At 72.7% G+C, this 14,228-nt stretch carries 12 protein-coding genes; 8 read left to right on the top strand and 4 right to left on the bottom strand.

Annotated elements, in window-relative coordinates; genetic code table 11:
- Genes ACZ4M5_RS02860 through ACZ4M5_RS02850 form a run of 3 tightly spaced genes read right to left on the bottom strand, consistent with a single transcriptional unit; the run spans position 1 to position 3,016 of the window.
- Positions 1-915: an ATP-binding cassette domain-containing protein gene (locus ACZ4M5_RS02860; protein WP_467732367.1), complete on the bottom strand. Its 915-nt coding sequence runs from the start codon at positions 913-915 to the stop codon at positions 1-3.
- 5 nt (positions 916-920) lie between these two features.
- Positions 921-1,997 carry an ABC transporter permease gene (locus ACZ4M5_RS02855; protein WP_467732365.1) on the bottom strand — a complete coding sequence of 359 codons (1,077 nt, stop codon included), beginning with the start codon at positions 1,995-1,997 and terminating at the stop codon, positions 921-923.
- Positions 1,997-3,016: a sugar ABC transporter substrate-binding protein gene (locus tag ACZ4M5_RS02850; protein WP_467732363.1), complete on the bottom strand. Its 1,020-nt coding sequence runs from the start codon at positions 3,014-3,016 to the stop codon at positions 1,997-1,999. The genes ACZ4M5_RS02855 and ACZ4M5_RS02850 overlap by 1 nt, the downstream gene beginning before the upstream one ends.
- 322 nt (positions 3,017-3,338) lie before the next feature.
- Here ACZ4M5_RS02850 and iolC point away from each other — a divergent pair, with 322 nt between their 5' ends.
- The 6 genes from iolC (at position 3,339) to galE (ending at position 10,091) form a co-directional block, all read left to right on the top strand.
- Positions 3,339-4,316 (top strand): 5-dehydro-2-deoxygluconokinase, encoded by a 978-nt coding sequence (gene iolC, locus ACZ4M5_RS02845; protein WP_467732361.1) that lies wholly within the window; start codon positions 3,339-3,341, stop codon positions 4,314-4,316.
- Between the two features lie 13 nt (positions 4,317-4,329).
- Positions 4,330-5,208, top strand: a complete 879-nt coding sequence (locus tag ACZ4M5_RS02840) for a Cgl0159 family (beta/alpha)8-fold protein (protein ID WP_467732359.1) — start codon at positions 4,330-4,332, stop codon at positions 5,206-5,208.
- Between the two features lie 55 nt (positions 5,209-5,263).
- On the top strand, positions 5,264-6,157 hold the full coding sequence (gene iolB / locus ACZ4M5_RS02835) for a 5-deoxy-glucuronate isomerase (protein WP_467732357.1): 894 nt from the start codon (positions 5,264-5,266) through the stop codon (positions 6,155-6,157).
- Positions 6,154-8,025, top strand: coding sequence for a 3D-(3,5/4)-trihydroxycyclohexane-1,2-dione acylhydrolase (decyclizing) (gene iolD / locus ACZ4M5_RS02830; protein WP_467732355.1), 1,872 nt, complete (start codon positions 6,154-6,156; stop codon positions 8,023-8,025). Before iolB ends, iolD begins: the two co-directional genes overlap by 4 nt.
- 97 nt (positions 8,026-8,122) lie before the next feature.
- The gene (locus tag ACZ4M5_RS02825) at positions 8,123-8,908 is read left to right on the top strand and encodes a GntR family transcriptional regulator (RefSeq protein ID WP_467732353.1); all 786 of its coding nucleotides are present in this window, start codon (positions 8,123-8,125) and stop codon (positions 8,906-8,908) included.
- An 82-nt stretch (positions 8,909-8,990) separates the two neighbouring features.
- The gene (gene galE, locus ACZ4M5_RS02820; RefSeq protein ID WP_467732351.1) at positions 8,991-10,091 is read left to right on the top strand and encodes a UDP-glucose 4-epimerase GalE; all 1,101 of its coding nucleotides are present in this window, start codon (positions 8,991-8,993) and stop codon (positions 10,089-10,091) included.
- 46 nt (positions 10,092-10,137) lie between these two features.
- Here the strand turns inward: galE and ACZ4M5_RS02815 are convergent, their stop codons facing one another.
- On the bottom strand, positions 10,138-11,952 hold the full coding sequence (locus ACZ4M5_RS02815) for a glycoside hydrolase family 15 protein (RefSeq protein WP_467732349.1): 1,815 nt from the start codon (positions 11,950-11,952) through the stop codon (positions 10,138-10,140).
- A 203-nt stretch (positions 11,953-12,155) separates the two neighbouring features.
- On the opposite strand from ACZ4M5_RS02815, the gene ACZ4M5_RS02810 reads away from it, so the two are divergent.
- Both ACZ4M5_RS02810 and ACZ4M5_RS02805 read left to right on the top strand, forming a co-directional pair.
- A complete protein-coding gene (locus tag ACZ4M5_RS02810; protein ID WP_467732347.1) occupies positions 12,156-12,977 on the top strand; it encodes a glycosyltransferase family 2 protein in 822 nt (273 codons plus the stop codon).
- The gene (locus ACZ4M5_RS02805; protein ID WP_467732345.1) at positions 12,974-14,227 is read left to right on the top strand and encodes a glycosyltransferase family 2 protein; all 1,254 of its coding nucleotides are present in this window, start codon (positions 12,974-12,976) and stop codon (positions 14,225-14,227) included. Before ACZ4M5_RS02810 ends, ACZ4M5_RS02805 begins: the two co-directional genes overlap by 4 nt.
- Position 14,228 lies beyond the last annotated feature (1 nt).

Below are 14,228 nucleotides of genomic sequence, written 5' to 3'. Positions count from 1 at the left end.
TCAGGACTTTCCTTCCGACGACGACGCGGCTGCGGGAGCACCGATCTCCCCCTCCTCGGGGAGCCCCTGGACGTCGACGCCGCGAACCTGCGCCAACTCGTGCTTCAGGGAGGCGAGTTCGGCGCCGCCGGCCATGTGGTTGGTGAGCTCTTCGAGGCTGACCTCGCTGCGGTCCGCGGACATCTCCAGGGTGCCCAGGCGCAGCACGCTGAAGTGGTCGCCGACCATGTAGGCGTGGTGGGGGTTGTGGGTGATGAAGATGACGCCGAGGCCCTTCTCCCGGGCGGCGGCGATGTACTTCAGCACCACTCCGGACTGCTTGACGCCGAGGGCCGCGGTCGGCTCGTCCAGGATGAGGACGCGGGCGCCGAAGTAGACGGCGCGGGCGATGGCGACGCACTGGCGCTGGCCGCCGGAGAGCGTGCCGATGGGCTGCTCCAGGTCGTCCAGGACGATGCCCATGTTGCGCAGTTCCTCGTCGGCGGTCTTCTTCATCTTGTCGATGTCGAGGCGCCGCACGGGCCAGGGGCCCTTGGTCAGCTCGGAGCCGAGGAAGAAGTTGCGCCACACCGGCATCAGCGGGACGACCGCGAGGTCCTGGTAGACGGTGGCGATGCCCCGGTCGAGGGCTTCGCGCGGGGTGGAGAAGCGTACCGGCTCGCCGTCGACGAGGAACTCGCCCTCGGTGTGCTGGTGCAGACCCGAAATGATCTTGATGAGGGTGGACTTGCCGGCGCCGTTGTCGCCGAGGACGCAGGTCACCTTGCCGGGGTGGACGGCGAGGTCGACGCCGTGCAGGGCGCGGACGTTGCCGTAGGACTTGCCCGCGTCGCGCAGTTCGACGAGGGGGCGGTCTCCGGCCGGCGGCTCGTCCTCGAGGACGGCGCCGTGGGCGCCGGGTGTATTGCTGGTCATCGCGGTCACCTCCGGGTCGCCGTGCGCTGGACCCACAGATTGATGAGGACGGCGCCGAGGAGCATGACGCCGAGGAAGGCCTTGAACCAGTCCGGGTTCCAGCCGGCGTAGACGATGCCCTGCTGCACCATGCCGAACATGAAGGCGCCGAAGACCGGGCCGATCGCGGAGCCGTAGCCGCCGGTGAGCAGGCAGCCGCCGATGACGGCCGCGGCGATGTAGATGAGCTCCTGGCCCACGCCCTCGCCGGACTGGACGGTGTTGAAGGAGAACAGCTGGTGCATGCCGACGAACCAGGCGCCGAAGCCGACCAGCATGAACAGGGAGATCTTGGTGAAGGTCACGGGCACGCCGACGGCCCGCGCGGAGTCCTTGTTGCCGCCGACGGCGAAGATCCAGTTGCCGTACTTGGTGCGCAGCAGCACCCAGGTGGCCAGGGCGGCGAAGACCAGCCACCACACCACCGTGATCTTGACGTTGACCCCGCCGACCTCGAAGCTCGAGGCGAAGATCTTCTGCGCCTGCGCGAAGCCGTCCATGTCGCTGATGTCGTCGGTGGCGACGTTGCCGGTGACCAGCTTGGTCACCGCGAGGTTCACGCCCTGCAGGATCAGGAACGTGCCGAGGGTGACCAGGAAGCTGGGCAGGCCGGTCCTGACCAGCATCCAGCCGTTGAAGGCGCCGATGCCGAGGGACACCAGGAGGGCGACGATCACGCCGACCCAGACGTTCAGGGTCAGCTGGTAGCTGAGCATCGACGCGGTCAGCGCCGAGGTGACCACGGCGACGCCGGCGGACAGGTCGAACTCGCCGCCGATCATCAGCAGGGCCACGGGCAGCGCCATGATCCCGATGGTCGACGACTGGTACAGGATGTTCGCCATGGAACTGCCGTCGCGCACCGGCGGCGCGGCGAACAGGAAGAACACGAGGACGGCGACGGCGCCGAGGAAGACCCCGACCTCGGGGCGGGCGAGCAGCCGCAGGGCGAGGGGCCGCTGCCGCGTCCGCCCGTCCGACTGCCGGGGGCCGGGGGCCGGCGGTGTGTCCACCGCCGGCGTGGCCTGCTGGGTCATGCTCATCACCGGGTGCCCTTCGCGGCGAACTCCCCGATCCGGTCGACGTTGGACTTGTCGACGAAGGCCGGGCCGGTCAGCACGGGCTGCTCGCCGCCGCCGCTGTAGTTGCCGTTGTTCTTGTAGAGCCACAGGCCGTCGACGGCCAGGTAGCCCTGGAGGTAGGGCTGCTGGTCGACGGCGAACTTGATGTCGTCGGCCTTGATGGCCTTGATCAGGTCCTTGTTCAGGTCGAAGGTGGCGATCTCGGCCTTGCTGCCGGCGTCGTCGACGGACTGGACGGCCGTCAGGGCGAAGGGGGCGCCGAGGGTGACGACGTAGTCGATCGACGGGTCCTGCTTCAGCTTGGCGGTGATCGTCGACTTCACGGACGGCATGTCGGTGCCGTTGACGTTCTGGGTGTCGAGCTTGCCGTCGAAGGTCTTCTCCACGCCGTTGCAGCGCTGGGTCAGGCCGACGTTGCCCTGCTCCTGCACCACGCACAGCGCGTGCTTGGCGCCGACCTCGTTGAGCTTCTTGCCGAAGGCCTCACCGGCGACGGACTCGTCCTGGCCGAAGAACTCCAGCAGGTCGAGGTCCTTCCAGTCGCTGAGGCCGCTGTTGAGGCCCACCACGGGTATGCCGGCCTTCTCGGCCTTGCCTATGACGCCCTTGAGCGCGTCCGGCTTGGCGAGGGTGACGGCGATCCCGTCGACCTTCTGGTCGATCGCGTTCTGCACCAGGTTGGCCTGGTTGCCCGCGTTCGGGTCGGCGGAATAGACGAGCTTGATGTTGTCCTTGGCGGCGGCGGCCTCGGCGCCCTTGCGGACGGTGTCCCAGAAGGTGTCGCCGGGTGCCTGGTGGGTGACCAGGGCGACGGTCATGCGGGGCGTGTTCGCCTTGCCGGCGGAGGCGTTCGCGCCGCCTTCCTCGGACTTCTTGCCCCCGGAACTGCTGGAGCAGCCGGCGAGGGTCAGGGCCGCCGCGGCGGCGACGGCGACGACGGGCGCGAGCCTGCGAGAGCGGGGGTGAGAAGAGCGGTCCATCTTTCCTGGCACCTCACTGTGCTACTGCGGGGGAAAGGGAGGGATCACGAAGGGATCCGTGGTCCCGGAGCCTTACGGAGTCCGGATCATGATGCCGCAAACCGACTGTTGCGATGGCACGGGATACAAGTCCCTGCCGCGCCCGCTGTCAATACTTTGTTAAGACATCATTTCACGAGCAGGTCCGAATGTAAGAACAAAGTATTGACAGCACCGCCTTCCGCGACCTACACCTGGGAGGCGGCAGGTCCCGCGGATCCCCGCCCCCACCGTGTCAGGGGCCCCTCGGGGCCGCATCCCCAGCTTCCCGAGGAGGTCGCCCATGACCGGGCCAGCCCAGTATTTCGATGTGATCACGATGGGCCGCATCGGGGTCGACCTCTATCCCCTGCAGACGGGCGTGCCCCTGCCCGACGTGGAGACCTTCGGGAAGTTCCTGGGAGGTTCCGCGGCGAACGTGGCGGTGGCCGCCGCTCGCCTGGGCCGCCGCACCGCCCTGATCAGCCGGACCGGCGACGACCCCTTCGGCGCCTACCTGCACAAGGAGCTGACGGGCTTCGGCGTCGACGACCGCTGGGTCACCCCGGTCGCCGCGTACCCGACGCCCGTCACGTTCTGCGAGATCTTCCCGCCGGACGACTTCCCGCTGTACTTCTACCGCCGCCCCAAGGCGCCCGACCTGGAGATCCACACCGGCGAACTGGACCTCTCCGCGATCCGCGGGGCCCGGATCTTCTGGATCACCGGCACCGGCCTGAGCGAGGAGCCGAGCCGCTCCGCCACGCTCGCCGCCCTGGAGGCACGCGACCGGGCCGGCGTCACGGTCTTCGACCTCGACTGGCGTCCGATGTTCTGGCGCGACCCCGAGGAGGCACGCCCGTACTACCGCGAGGCCCTGCGCAACGCCACGGTCGCCGTCGGCAACCTCGACGAGTGCGAGATCGCCACCGGGGTGCGCGAGCCGCACGCCTGCGCCGACGCCCTGCTGGAGGCGGGCGTGGAGCTGGCCGTGGTCAAGCAGGGGCCGAAGGGCGTGCTGGCCGTGCACCGCGACGGCAGCCGGGCCGAGGTGCCGCCGGTGCCGGTCGAGGTGGTCAACGGCCTGGGGGCGGGCGACGCCTTCGGCGGAGCCCTCTGCCACGGTCTGCTCGCCGGCTGGGACCTGGAGCGGACCATGCGCCACGCCAACGCCGCCGGCGCCCTCGTCGCCTCCCGCCTCGCCTGCTCCTCCGCGATGCCCACCGCGTCCGAGGTCGAGGACCTCCTCGCCGGCGTGCCGTCGCCGGGCACGAGCCACTGAAACGGAGCCTTCCTTGAACATCGGCATTCCCGAGCTGACCACGATCCGGGCCCGCCATCCCGAGGCGGTCGCCGAGGCCGCGGCCCGCCGGACGCGGCGTCCGCTGCTCGGCGACAGCGGCCGGTTGATGATCGTGGCCGCCGACCACCCGGCGCGCGGCGCGCTCGCGGTCGGCGACCGCCGCCTGGCCATGGCCCACCGCGCGGACCTGCTGGAGCGGCTGTGCACCGCGCTGTCGCGGCCCGGCGTCGACGGGGTGCTCGCCACCGCCGACATCCTGGACGACCTGCTCCTGCTCGGCGTGCTGGAGAACAAGGTCGTCATGGGCTCGATGAACCGCGGCGGTCTGGCCGGGGCCTCCTTCGAGATGGACGACCGCTTCACCGGCCACCGGGCCGAGGACATCGACCGCCTCCGCTTCGACGCGGGCAAGCTCCTGCTGCGCATCGACTACGACGACCCGGGCTCGCTGACCACCCTGGAGTCCTCCGCCCGGGCGGTCGACGCCATGGCCGCCCGGCGGCTGCCGCTGTTCGTCGAGCCGTTCATCTCCCGCAGGGTCGACGGCAGGGTCCGCAACGACCTGTCCGCCGAGGCCGTCACCAGGTCGATCGCCATCGCCTCGGGCCTGGGCGGCACCTCCGCCTACACCTGGCTGAAGCTGCCCGTCACCGACGACCCCGACGACATGGGGGCGGTGCTGGAGGCCTCCACCCTGCCGGTCGTGCTGCTGGGGGGCGAGGTCGGCGGCGACCAGGAGGGCGCCTACGAACGCTGGCGCAAGGCCCTGCGGCTGCCGACCGTCCAGGGGATGGTCGTCGGACGCTCGCTGCTCTACCCGGCCGGAGGCAGTGTGGAAGAGGCGGTGGACACCGCCGTCGGCCTGCTGTGAGCCCGTCCGTGAACCGGTTCGTGAGTCGATTCCGCCGTGATCCGAAAGGCACACGATGACGTATCACCTTCCCGCGGGCAAGGCCCGGGGCGGCCCCTACACCGTCGACGTCACGCCCGGGTCGGCCGGCTGGGGATTCTCCAGTCTGCGGGTCCTGGAGCTGCCGCCGGGCGGCACGCACACCTTCGACACGGGCGACAGCGAGTGGATCGTCGTCCCGCTCTCCGGCGGCTGCACGGTCGCCGCGGCGGACGACTTCGGCCAGGACACCTTCGACCTCACCGGCCGCCCCGACGTCTTCAGCGGCGTCACCGACTTCGCCTACCTCCCGCGCGAAGCCCGGGCCACCGTGACCTCCGCCGCCGGCGGCCGGTTCGCGCTGACCGGGGCGCGCTGCACGCGCCGGCTGCCCGCCCGCTACGGCCCCGCCTCCGAGGTCCCCGTGGAGCTGCGCGGCACCGGCACCTGCTCCCGGCAGGTCAACAACTTCGGCGCGGCCGGGGTCTTCGAGTGCGACAAGCTCATCGCGGTCGAGGTGATCACCCCCGGCGGCAACTGGTCGTCGTTCCCGCCGCACAAGCACGACGAGCACCGGCCGGGCGAGGAGTCGGTGCTGGAGGAGATCTACTACTTCGAGTTCGCCGGCCACGACGGCGTCCCCGGCCTCGGCTACCAGCGCGTCTCCCCCTCCGGCCCCGGCCGGGACACCGACGTGCTGGCCGAGGTCCGCGACGGTGACGTGGTCCTCATCCCGGACGGCTGGCACGGCCCGTCGATGGCCACCCCCGGCCACCACATGTACTACCTCAACGTCATGGCGGGCCCGGAGGCCGAGCGCGCCTGGCTGATCTGCGACCACCCCGACCACGCCTGGATCCGCGGCACCTGGCCGGACCAGCCGGTCGACCCCCGCCTCCCCCTCTACACCGCCCCGGAGACGAGCCGATGAGCGCCCGCACCTGCCGACTGACCACCGCCCAGGCCCTGGTGCGGTTCCTGTCCGCCCAGTACACCGAGCGCGACGGGGTGCGCCGCCGGCTGATCGCCGGGACCTGGGGCATCTTCGGCCACGGCAACGTCGCCGGGATCGGCCAGGCGCTGGTCGAGTACGCCGATGTGATGCCCTACCACCAGGGCCGCAACGAGCAGTCCATGGTGCACGCGGCGGTCGGCCACGCCCGCCAGCTCAACCGCCTGTCCGCCCAGGCGGTGACCACCTCCATCGGCCCGGGCGCCACCAACCTGGTCACCGGGGCGGCGCTCGCGACGATCAACCGGCTGCCCGTGCTGCTCCTGCCCGGGGACTACTTCGCCTCGCACGCGGCCGACCCGCTGCTGCAGCAACTGGAGCACCCGGTCGAGGCCGACGTGTCGGTCAACGACACCCTGCGCCCGGTGTCGCGGTACTTCGACCGCATCACCCGCCCCGAGGCGCTGATCCCCTCGGCGCTGCAGGCGATGCGCGTGCTGGCCGACCCGGCCGAGACCGGCGCCGTCACCCTCGCCCTGCCGCAGGACGTGCAGGCGGAGGCGTACGACTGGCCGGAGGAGTTCTTCGCCGAGCGCGTCTGGTACGTGCGACGGCCCGCGCCGGACCCGGTGGAGCTGGCCGCCGCCGCCGAGGCGGTCCGGGCGGCGCGGCGGCCGCTGCTCGTGGCGGGCGGCGGGGTCCACCACAGCGAGGCCGAGGGCGCCCTGAAGGCGTTCGCGGAGGCCACCGGCATCCCCGTGGCGTCGACGCAGGCCGGCAAGGGCTCCCTGCGCCACGACCACCCCGCCGACCTCGGCGGCATCGGCCACACCGGCACGGCCGTCAGCGACGACCTCGCCCGCGCCGCCGACCTCGTCATCGGCGTCGGCACCCGCTACACGGACTTCACCACCGCCTCCGGCACGCTCTTCCAGAACCCGGACGTGCGGTTCGTCAACGTGAACATCACCGGGTTCGACGCCCACAAGCTGGCGGCGCGCACCCTGGTCTGCGACGCCCGCGCCGGTTTGGAGAAGCTGACCGAGGCACTGGCCGGGCACCGCGTTCCCGAGGCGTACGAGGCCGAGTACCGCGCCGGCAAGGAGCGCTGGGAGGAGGTCGTCGAGTCCGCCTTCCGGGCGGCCGACGACAGCGCGGTGCCGACCCAGACGCAGGTGCTGGGGGCGCTGGACGCCGTCGTGGGCGACGAGGACGTGGTCGTCAACGCCGCCGGTTCGCTCCCCGGCGACCTGCACAAGCTGTGGCGCGCGCGCAGCCCGCGCCAGTACCACCTGGAGTACGGCTACTCCTGCATGGGCTACGAGATCCCGGCCGCCATCGGCGTCCAGCAGGCCGCCCCGGGGACGCCGGTGTGGGCGCTGGTCGGCGACGGCACCTACCTGATGATGCCGACGGAGATCGTCACGGCCGTCCAGGAGGGCCTGCCGCTCACCGTCGTCCTGCTGCAGAACCACGGCTACGCCTCCATCGGCGGCCTGTCGGAGGAGACCGGCGGTGAGCGCTTCGGCACCGCCTACCGGTTCCGGGCCGCCGACGGCACCTTCACCGGTGCCCCGCTGCCCGTCGACCTCGCGGCCAACGCCGCGAGCCTCGGCATGGACGTGCTGCGCGCCAAGACCGTTCGGGAGCTGCGCGAGGCCCTGGCCGCGGCCCGCGCCGCGGACCGGCCGACGTGCGTGTACGTGGAGACGGATCCCGCCCCCACCGCTCCGCCGGCCGAGGCCTGGTGGGACGTGCCCGTCGCGGAGACCGCCTCCCGGCCGGCCGCGGTCGAGGCCCGTGGACGGTACGACCGGGGGGCCGCCGGACGCCGCCGCCACCTCTGACGTCACCGCCGCCACCTCTGACGTCGCCGCCGCGACCTCCGAGTCGCCGCCACCACGCGCCGGCTGCTCGACCCGACCCTTGGAAGGGGCATCGTCCATGGCGAAGACCGGTGACCGGACCCGCACCGCAGCCGCCCCCGCCCTCGCCTCGCTGGCCTTCGCCCCGGACCGGGTCAGTCCCGTGCCGCTGTACCACCAGCTCGCACAGCAGCTGGAGCGGGCGATCGGGCAGGGGCTCCTCGCCCCGGGGGACCTCCTGGGCAACGAGGTGGACCTGTCGGTCCGCCTCGGCTTGTCCCGCCCCACCGTCCGCCAGGCCATCCAGTCCCTGGTCGACAAGGGCCTGCTGGTCCGCCGGCGCGGAGTGGGCACGCAGGTGGTGCACAGCAAGGTCAGGCGCCCGCTGGAACTGAGCAGCCTGTACGACGACCTGGAGGCGGCCGGGCAGGGTCCGGCCACCCGGGTCGTGCGCCACGAGGCGGTCCCGGCGGCCTGCGACGTGGCGGCCGCCCTCGGTGTGCCCGAGGGCAGCGAGGTCGTCCTGCTGGAGCGGCTGCGCAGCACCCACGGCACGCCGGTGGCCCTGATGCGCAACCACCTCCCGTCCGGACTGCTCGACCTGGACGGCGGGCGCCTGGAGTCGACGGGCCTGTACCGGATGATGCGCGCGGCGGGCATCACCCTGCACAGCGCCCGCCAGCGGGTGGGCGCCCGTGCGGCCACGGCGCGGGAGGCGGCGCGCCTGGACGAGGCGGAGGGCGCGGCGTTGCTCACCATGCAGCGCACCGCCTTCGACGACTCCGGCCGCGCGGTCGAGTACGGCACGCACCTGTACCGCGCCTCGCGGTACTCGTTCGACTTCCAGTTGCTGGTGAGGCCTTGACCCGCCCCCCACCCCGGGTGCAAAGTCGTACATATACACCGTAAACATACGGTGCCGACGCACCTGACGCGGGAGTCCTGGCATGGTCCGCAGGAACCAGTTGCCGACCACCCGGCAAGCCGGCTCCTCCTGGGCGCCCTCGACCGTCCTGGTCACCGGCGGGGCGGGGTTCATCGGCAGCCACACCTGCGTGGAGCTGCTCGACCACGGCTACGAGGTGATCGTGGTCGACGACTACTCCAACAGCACACCGCAGGTCCTCACACGGGTCGAACGGATCGCCGGCCGGTTCGTCGGCGCCGTCTACGAACTGGACATCCGTGATCGGCACGCCCTCTCGGCCGTCTTCGACCGACACTCCGTGGACGCCGTCGTGCACTTCGCCGCGCACAAGGCGGGGGGCCTGTCGACACGGATGCCCGCCGCGTACTACGACACCAACGTCGGCGGCACGACCGCCCTGCTGCACACCATGCAGGAGCACGGCGTGCACCGGCTGGTGTTCCCCTCCTCCTGCTGGATCTACGGCGACGCCGGGAGCGGTCCGCTCGACGAGGCGACCCCGGTCCGGCCCGGGACCCCCTACGCGACCTCGAAGTGGATGTGCGAGCAGATCCTCGGCGACGTCTGCCGGAGCCATCCCGAGTTCACGGTGCTCTGCCTGCGCTACCCCGTGCCGGCCGGGGCCCATCCGAGCGGGCTCCTCGGGGAGGACCCGCGCGGCGCACCCGAGAACCTGCTGCCCCGCCTCGCCCAGGTGGCCGTCGGCCGGAGCGAGCTGCTCAGCGTCTTCGGCGACGACTACCCGACCCCCGACGGCACCGGCGTACGGGACTACCTGCACGTCATGGACGCCGTCGAGGCACACCGGGTCGCACTGGACCACCTGGCCGACGTGCCGGGCATGCGGGTGTACAACCTCGGCGTGGGAACGGGCCGTTCGGTCCTCGACGTGGTCGGGGCGTTCTCCCACGCCTGCGGCCGGCCCCTCCCGTACGCCGTCGCCCCGCGCCGCCCCGGGGACGTCGCCGAGCTGGTCGTGGACGCGTCGGCCGTGACCCGCGCCTGGGGCTGGCGCCCCACCCGGGACCTGGCCGACGTGTGCCGGGACGCCTGGCGTTTCCAGCGGCTCAATCCGCACGGGTACACCGGCACCGCGCGGGCGACGGACAGCGGTCGGTAGGACCGCCGCCGCGGGCGGGTGCCCGGGCGGCGAGGATCCGCCCGCCTCACCGCCCGGGCGTCCCGGGGCCGCGCCCGCCCCACGCCGTGGCCGGCGAGAGCGCGAAGGCCGTCTCCACCAGGGCGATGTGACTGAACGCCTTGGGGGCGTTGCCCAGCTGGCGGCCGCCGCGGGGGTCCCACTGCTCGGCCAGCAGGCCGACGTCGTTGCGGACGGCCAGGACTCTTTCGAAGACCTCGCGGGCCCGCCGGCGCTGCCCGGTGGCCGCGAGGGCCTCGGCGTACCAGAGCGTGCAGGAGACGAACGCGCCCTCGGCGTCCGCCTGGTGCCGCGGCGGGCCGCCGTACGTCCCGTTCCTCCGGAGGAACCCTTCGTGGCCCAGCCCGCTCGCGGCGCGCACGGTGGCGCGGACCCGTTCGTCGTCGTCCGGCAGGAACCCGACCCGGGGCAGGAGCAGCGCCGAGGCGTCCAGGCCGGGCGCGCCGTAGACCTGCACGAAGGACCGCCGGGCGGGGTCCCACCCCTGACGGCAGACCTGGCGGTGGATCTCGTCGCGCATGACGCGCCACTGCTCGCAGGGGCCGTCGTGACCGAGGAGCCGGGCCATGCGCACGGCACGGTCGGCCGCGACCCACGCCATGACCTTGGAGTGGACGAACTGCCGTCTCGGGCCGTCCACCTGCCACATCCCCTGGTCCGGTTCCCTCCAGTGCCGCAGCAGGAAGCCCATGAGCGACTCGACCAGGTCCCACACATGGGCGGGCAGGGCGATGCCCGCCCGCAGGGACAGCCACAGCGTGTCCATGACCTCGCCGTACACGTCCAGCTGGAAGCAGTCCACGGCCGAGGTGCCGAACCGCACAGGCCGGGATCCCTCGTAGCCGGGCAGCCAGGGCGCCTCGGTCTGCGGGAGCAGCCGCTGACCCTTGACGCCGTAGACGGACTGCAGGTCGGCGGGGTCTCCGGCGACGGCCCGCATCAGCCAGTCGAGCCAGGCCGTGGCCTCGTCGTGGTATCCGCTGCGCAGCAGGCAGGACAGGGTGCGGGTGGAGTCGCGCAGCCAGCAGAACCGGTAGTCCCAGTTGTACGTGCCGCCGATGGACCCGGGCAGGGAGGTGGTGGGCGCGGCGACGATGGCGCCGGTGGGGGCGTAGGTGAGGGCCTTGAGGGTGATGAGGGAGCGCACGACGGCCTCCCGCCAGGGCCCCCGATAGCGGCACCGGCCGGCCCAGCTCCGCCAGAAGCCGGTGGTCTCCTTCACGGCGGTCTCCGCCGGGACGGACAGCGGTGAGGGCGGTCCGGGCCGGTGCGAGGGCGTCCAGCCCAGGGTGAGGGCCAGCCGGCGTCCGGCCGTGACGGTGAACTCCCAGACCGTGGCGTCCTCGTCGCCCCGGTCGTGGACGGGTCCCTCGGCCCCGAGCCAGACGGCGTCCGGGCCCGCGACCGCGACGGTGCAGTGGCCCGCGTCCCGCACCCACGGCACGACGCGCCCCTGATGGAAGCGGAGCCGCAGCTCGCTGCGCAGATCCACGGTGCCGGTGAGGCCCTCGACCACGCGGACCAGGCACGGGACGTCGGCGCGGGGCGGCATGAGGTCGGTGACGCGGACGGTCCCGGTGGAGGTCTCCCAGACGGAGTCCAGGACCAGGGTGTCGGGCCGGTAGGAGCGGCGCGCGCAGGTGCCGCCGGAGACCGGGGCGAGGCGCCAGCGTCCGTTGTCCGGGGTGCCCAGCAGGGCGGCGAGGCAGGCCGGGGAATCGAAGCGGGGCAGGCAGAGCCAGTCGACCGACCCGTCGCGGCCGACCATGGCGGCCGTCTCCAGATCGCTGATGAGGGCGTAATCCTCGATGCGTGCGTTCATGATCGGGACCACGCCGTCGTGTACTTCGCCGCCTTCGAGCCTACTCCGCACCGGGCGCTCCGGCACGGGTGTGCGCGAGGAGGGCGCCGATCGGCGCGGGCACCCTCTTGACCTGCGGGACAATTCGGGCAAGATGTACGTATACGGCGTAAATATATGGCGTCCGCACCGCAGGGACGCTTCACCGGGGAGACACCGGCATCATGAACCACTCGCAGCACCTGACCGAGCACCCCACCTGGACGTCCCAGGCCACCGGCAACGGCAGCGCGCGGCCGGACCGTGCGGCCCACCCGCTGCGCCGGTCCGGGGACCGTCCCCCGCCCCGTGCCACCGTGAGCCTGGTCGTCCCCGCCCGCAACGAGGCGCGCAACATCCCCTGGGTCTTCGAGCAGATACCGGACTGCGTCGACGAGGTCATCCTGGTCGACGGCGACTCCGCCGACGCCACGGTGCACATGGCGACCCGGTGCCTGCCGACCGTCCGCCACGTCGAGCAGAGCGGTCCGGGCAAGGGCAACGCCCTGCGCACCGGCTTCCTCGCCGCGACCGGCGACCACATCGTCATGATGGACGCGGACGGCAGCATGCTGCCCGGGGAGATCCCGCACTACCTGCACTTCCTCGACAACGGCTTCGACTTCGTCAAGGGCTCGCGGTTCATCGCGGGCGGCGGCTCCCTGGACATCACGCGCATCCGGCGCCTGGGCAACCAGGTCCTGCTCGCCGCCGTCAACCGCCTCTACGACGCGAAGCTGACGGACCTGTGCTACGGCTTCTGCGCCTTCCGCCGGGACTTCCTCGACGACCTCGACCTGCACTCCTCGGGCTTCGAGATCGAGACGGAGATGATCGCCCACGCCCTGCGCTCGGGCCTGCGCATCGCCGAGGTCCCGAGCCTCGAACTCCCCCGCCGCAGCGGACGCTCCAACCTGCACGCCGTCTCGGACGGCCGGCGGGTCCTGCGCACCCTGCTGTCGGAGCGGCCCGGGGCCCGCAACGCAGCGCGCGGGAACCCGGCGTGACCGTCACCGGGCCCGCGGCTCCGGACATCCGCCTCCCGGCGAGCACTCCGGCCCAGGTCGTCGACGTCGACCTGGAGCGGCCGCACGAGTTCCGCCCGCCCGGACGGCCCGGGCTGATCCGCCCGGCACCCCCGGTGCTCGCCCTGGTGCGGCTGCGCGGCCGGCCGCTGGGCATGGTCCACGCCACCGGGGAGCGGGAGGACACCGCCGAGGAGCTGTGGCACTCGCTGGCCGACACCGCCCGGCGGCGCTTCGTGCCGCCCGAGACCGATCCCCCCGCCCCGAGCACGTCCGCCCCGCCGTACGTCAGTGTCGTCGTCGCGACGCACGACCGGCCCGGCATGCTCCGGGACTGCCTCGACTCCCTGCTCCGGCAGGACTACCCCTGCTTCGAGGTGATCGTCGTGGACAACGCCCCGGCGGACGACGCGGCCGAGCGCCTGGTCCGCGGACCCTATGCGGGCCGAGTCCGCTACCTGCGGGAACCCGTGCCGGGTCTGGCCCACGCGCACAACCGTGGCCTGGCCGGCGCCCACGGCGAGATCGCCGCCTTCACCGACGACGACACCCTGGCCGACCCGGGCTGGCTGGCCGCGCTCACCGGCGCCTTCGCCGCCGATGACCGGATCGCCTGCGTCACCGGGCTCATCGTCCCGGCCGAGCTGGACACCGCGGCCCAGGTGGCCCTGGAGCGCCACGGCGGCTTCGCGAAGGGCTGGACACCCCGCACCTGGTCGCTGCGCCACCCCCCGGACGATCCCCTGTTCCCCTTCACCGCGGGGCGCTTCGGCTCCGGCACCGACATGGCCTTCCGCGTCACCGCGCTGCGCGCGCTGGGCGGCTTCGACCCGGCGACCGGCACCGGCACCCCGGCCCGCGGCGGCGACGACCTGCTCGCCTTCTTCCGGATCCTCACCGCCGGCCACACCCTGGCCTACCGGCCGGACGCCATCGTCTGGCACCGCCACCGGCGCACCCACGACGCCCTGGACGCCCAGGCGTTCGGCTACGGTGCCGGGCTCGGTGCCTACCTCACCGGCGCCCTGGCCGACGAGCCCCGCATGATCCCGGCCCTGTTGCGCAGGCTCCCCCGGGGCGTGCGGTACGCCCTGGCCCAGGCACGCCACAAGGCCCGGGCGGACACCGCGCGTTCGCGCCGGCTCGCGCTGCTGGAGCTGCGGGGGCTGCTCTACGGGCCGGTCGGCTACCTGCGCAGCCGCCACCGCAACCGCGCCCACCGACCGCTCTGAG

It is taken from the genome of Streptomyces sp. NPDC026246, from assembly GCF_055567995.1.
Note: the sequence above shows the minus strand (reverse complement) of the source record. Positions and strands in the feature narration are given on the sequence as shown.

Bases quoted from the DNA above. Each gene is read 5' to 3' on its own strand.
- ACZ4M5_RS02860 (WP_467732367.1), bottom strand. From the start codon at position 915: ATGACCAGCAATACACCCGGCGCCCACGGCGCCGTCCTCGAGGACGAG.
- iolC (WP_467732361.1), top strand. From the start codon at position 3,339: ATGACCGGGCCAGCCCAGTATTTCGATGTGATCACGATGGGCCGCATC.
- ACZ4M5_RS02855 (WP_467732365.1), bottom strand. From the start codon at position 1,997: ATGAGCATGACCCAGCAGGCCACGCCGGCGGTGGACACACCGCCGGCC.
- ACZ4M5_RS02815 (WP_467732349.1), bottom strand. From the start codon at position 11,952: ATGAACGCACGCATCGAGGATTACGCCCTCATCAGCGATCTGGAGACG.
- iolD (WP_467732355.1), top strand. From the start codon at position 6,154: ATGAGCGCCCGCACCTGCCGACTGACCACCGCCCAGGCCCTGGTGCGG.
- iolB (WP_467732357.1), top strand. From the start codon at position 5,264: ATGACGTATCACCTTCCCGCGGGCAAGGCCCGGGGCGGCCCCTACACC.
- ACZ4M5_RS02810 (WP_467732347.1), top strand. From the start codon at position 12,156: ATGAACCACTCGCAGCACCTGACCGAGCACCCCACCTGGACGTCCCAG.
- galE (WP_467732351.1), top strand. From the start codon at position 8,991: ATGGTCCGCAGGAACCAGTTGCCGACCACCCGGCAAGCCGGCTCCTCC.
- ACZ4M5_RS02825 (WP_467732353.1), top strand. From the start codon at position 8,123: ATGGCGAAGACCGGTGACCGGACCCGCACCGCAGCCGCCCCCGCCCTC.
- ACZ4M5_RS02850 (WP_467732363.1), bottom strand. From the start codon at position 3,016: ATGGACCGCTCTTCTCACCCCCGCTCTCGCAGGCTCGCGCCCGTCGTC.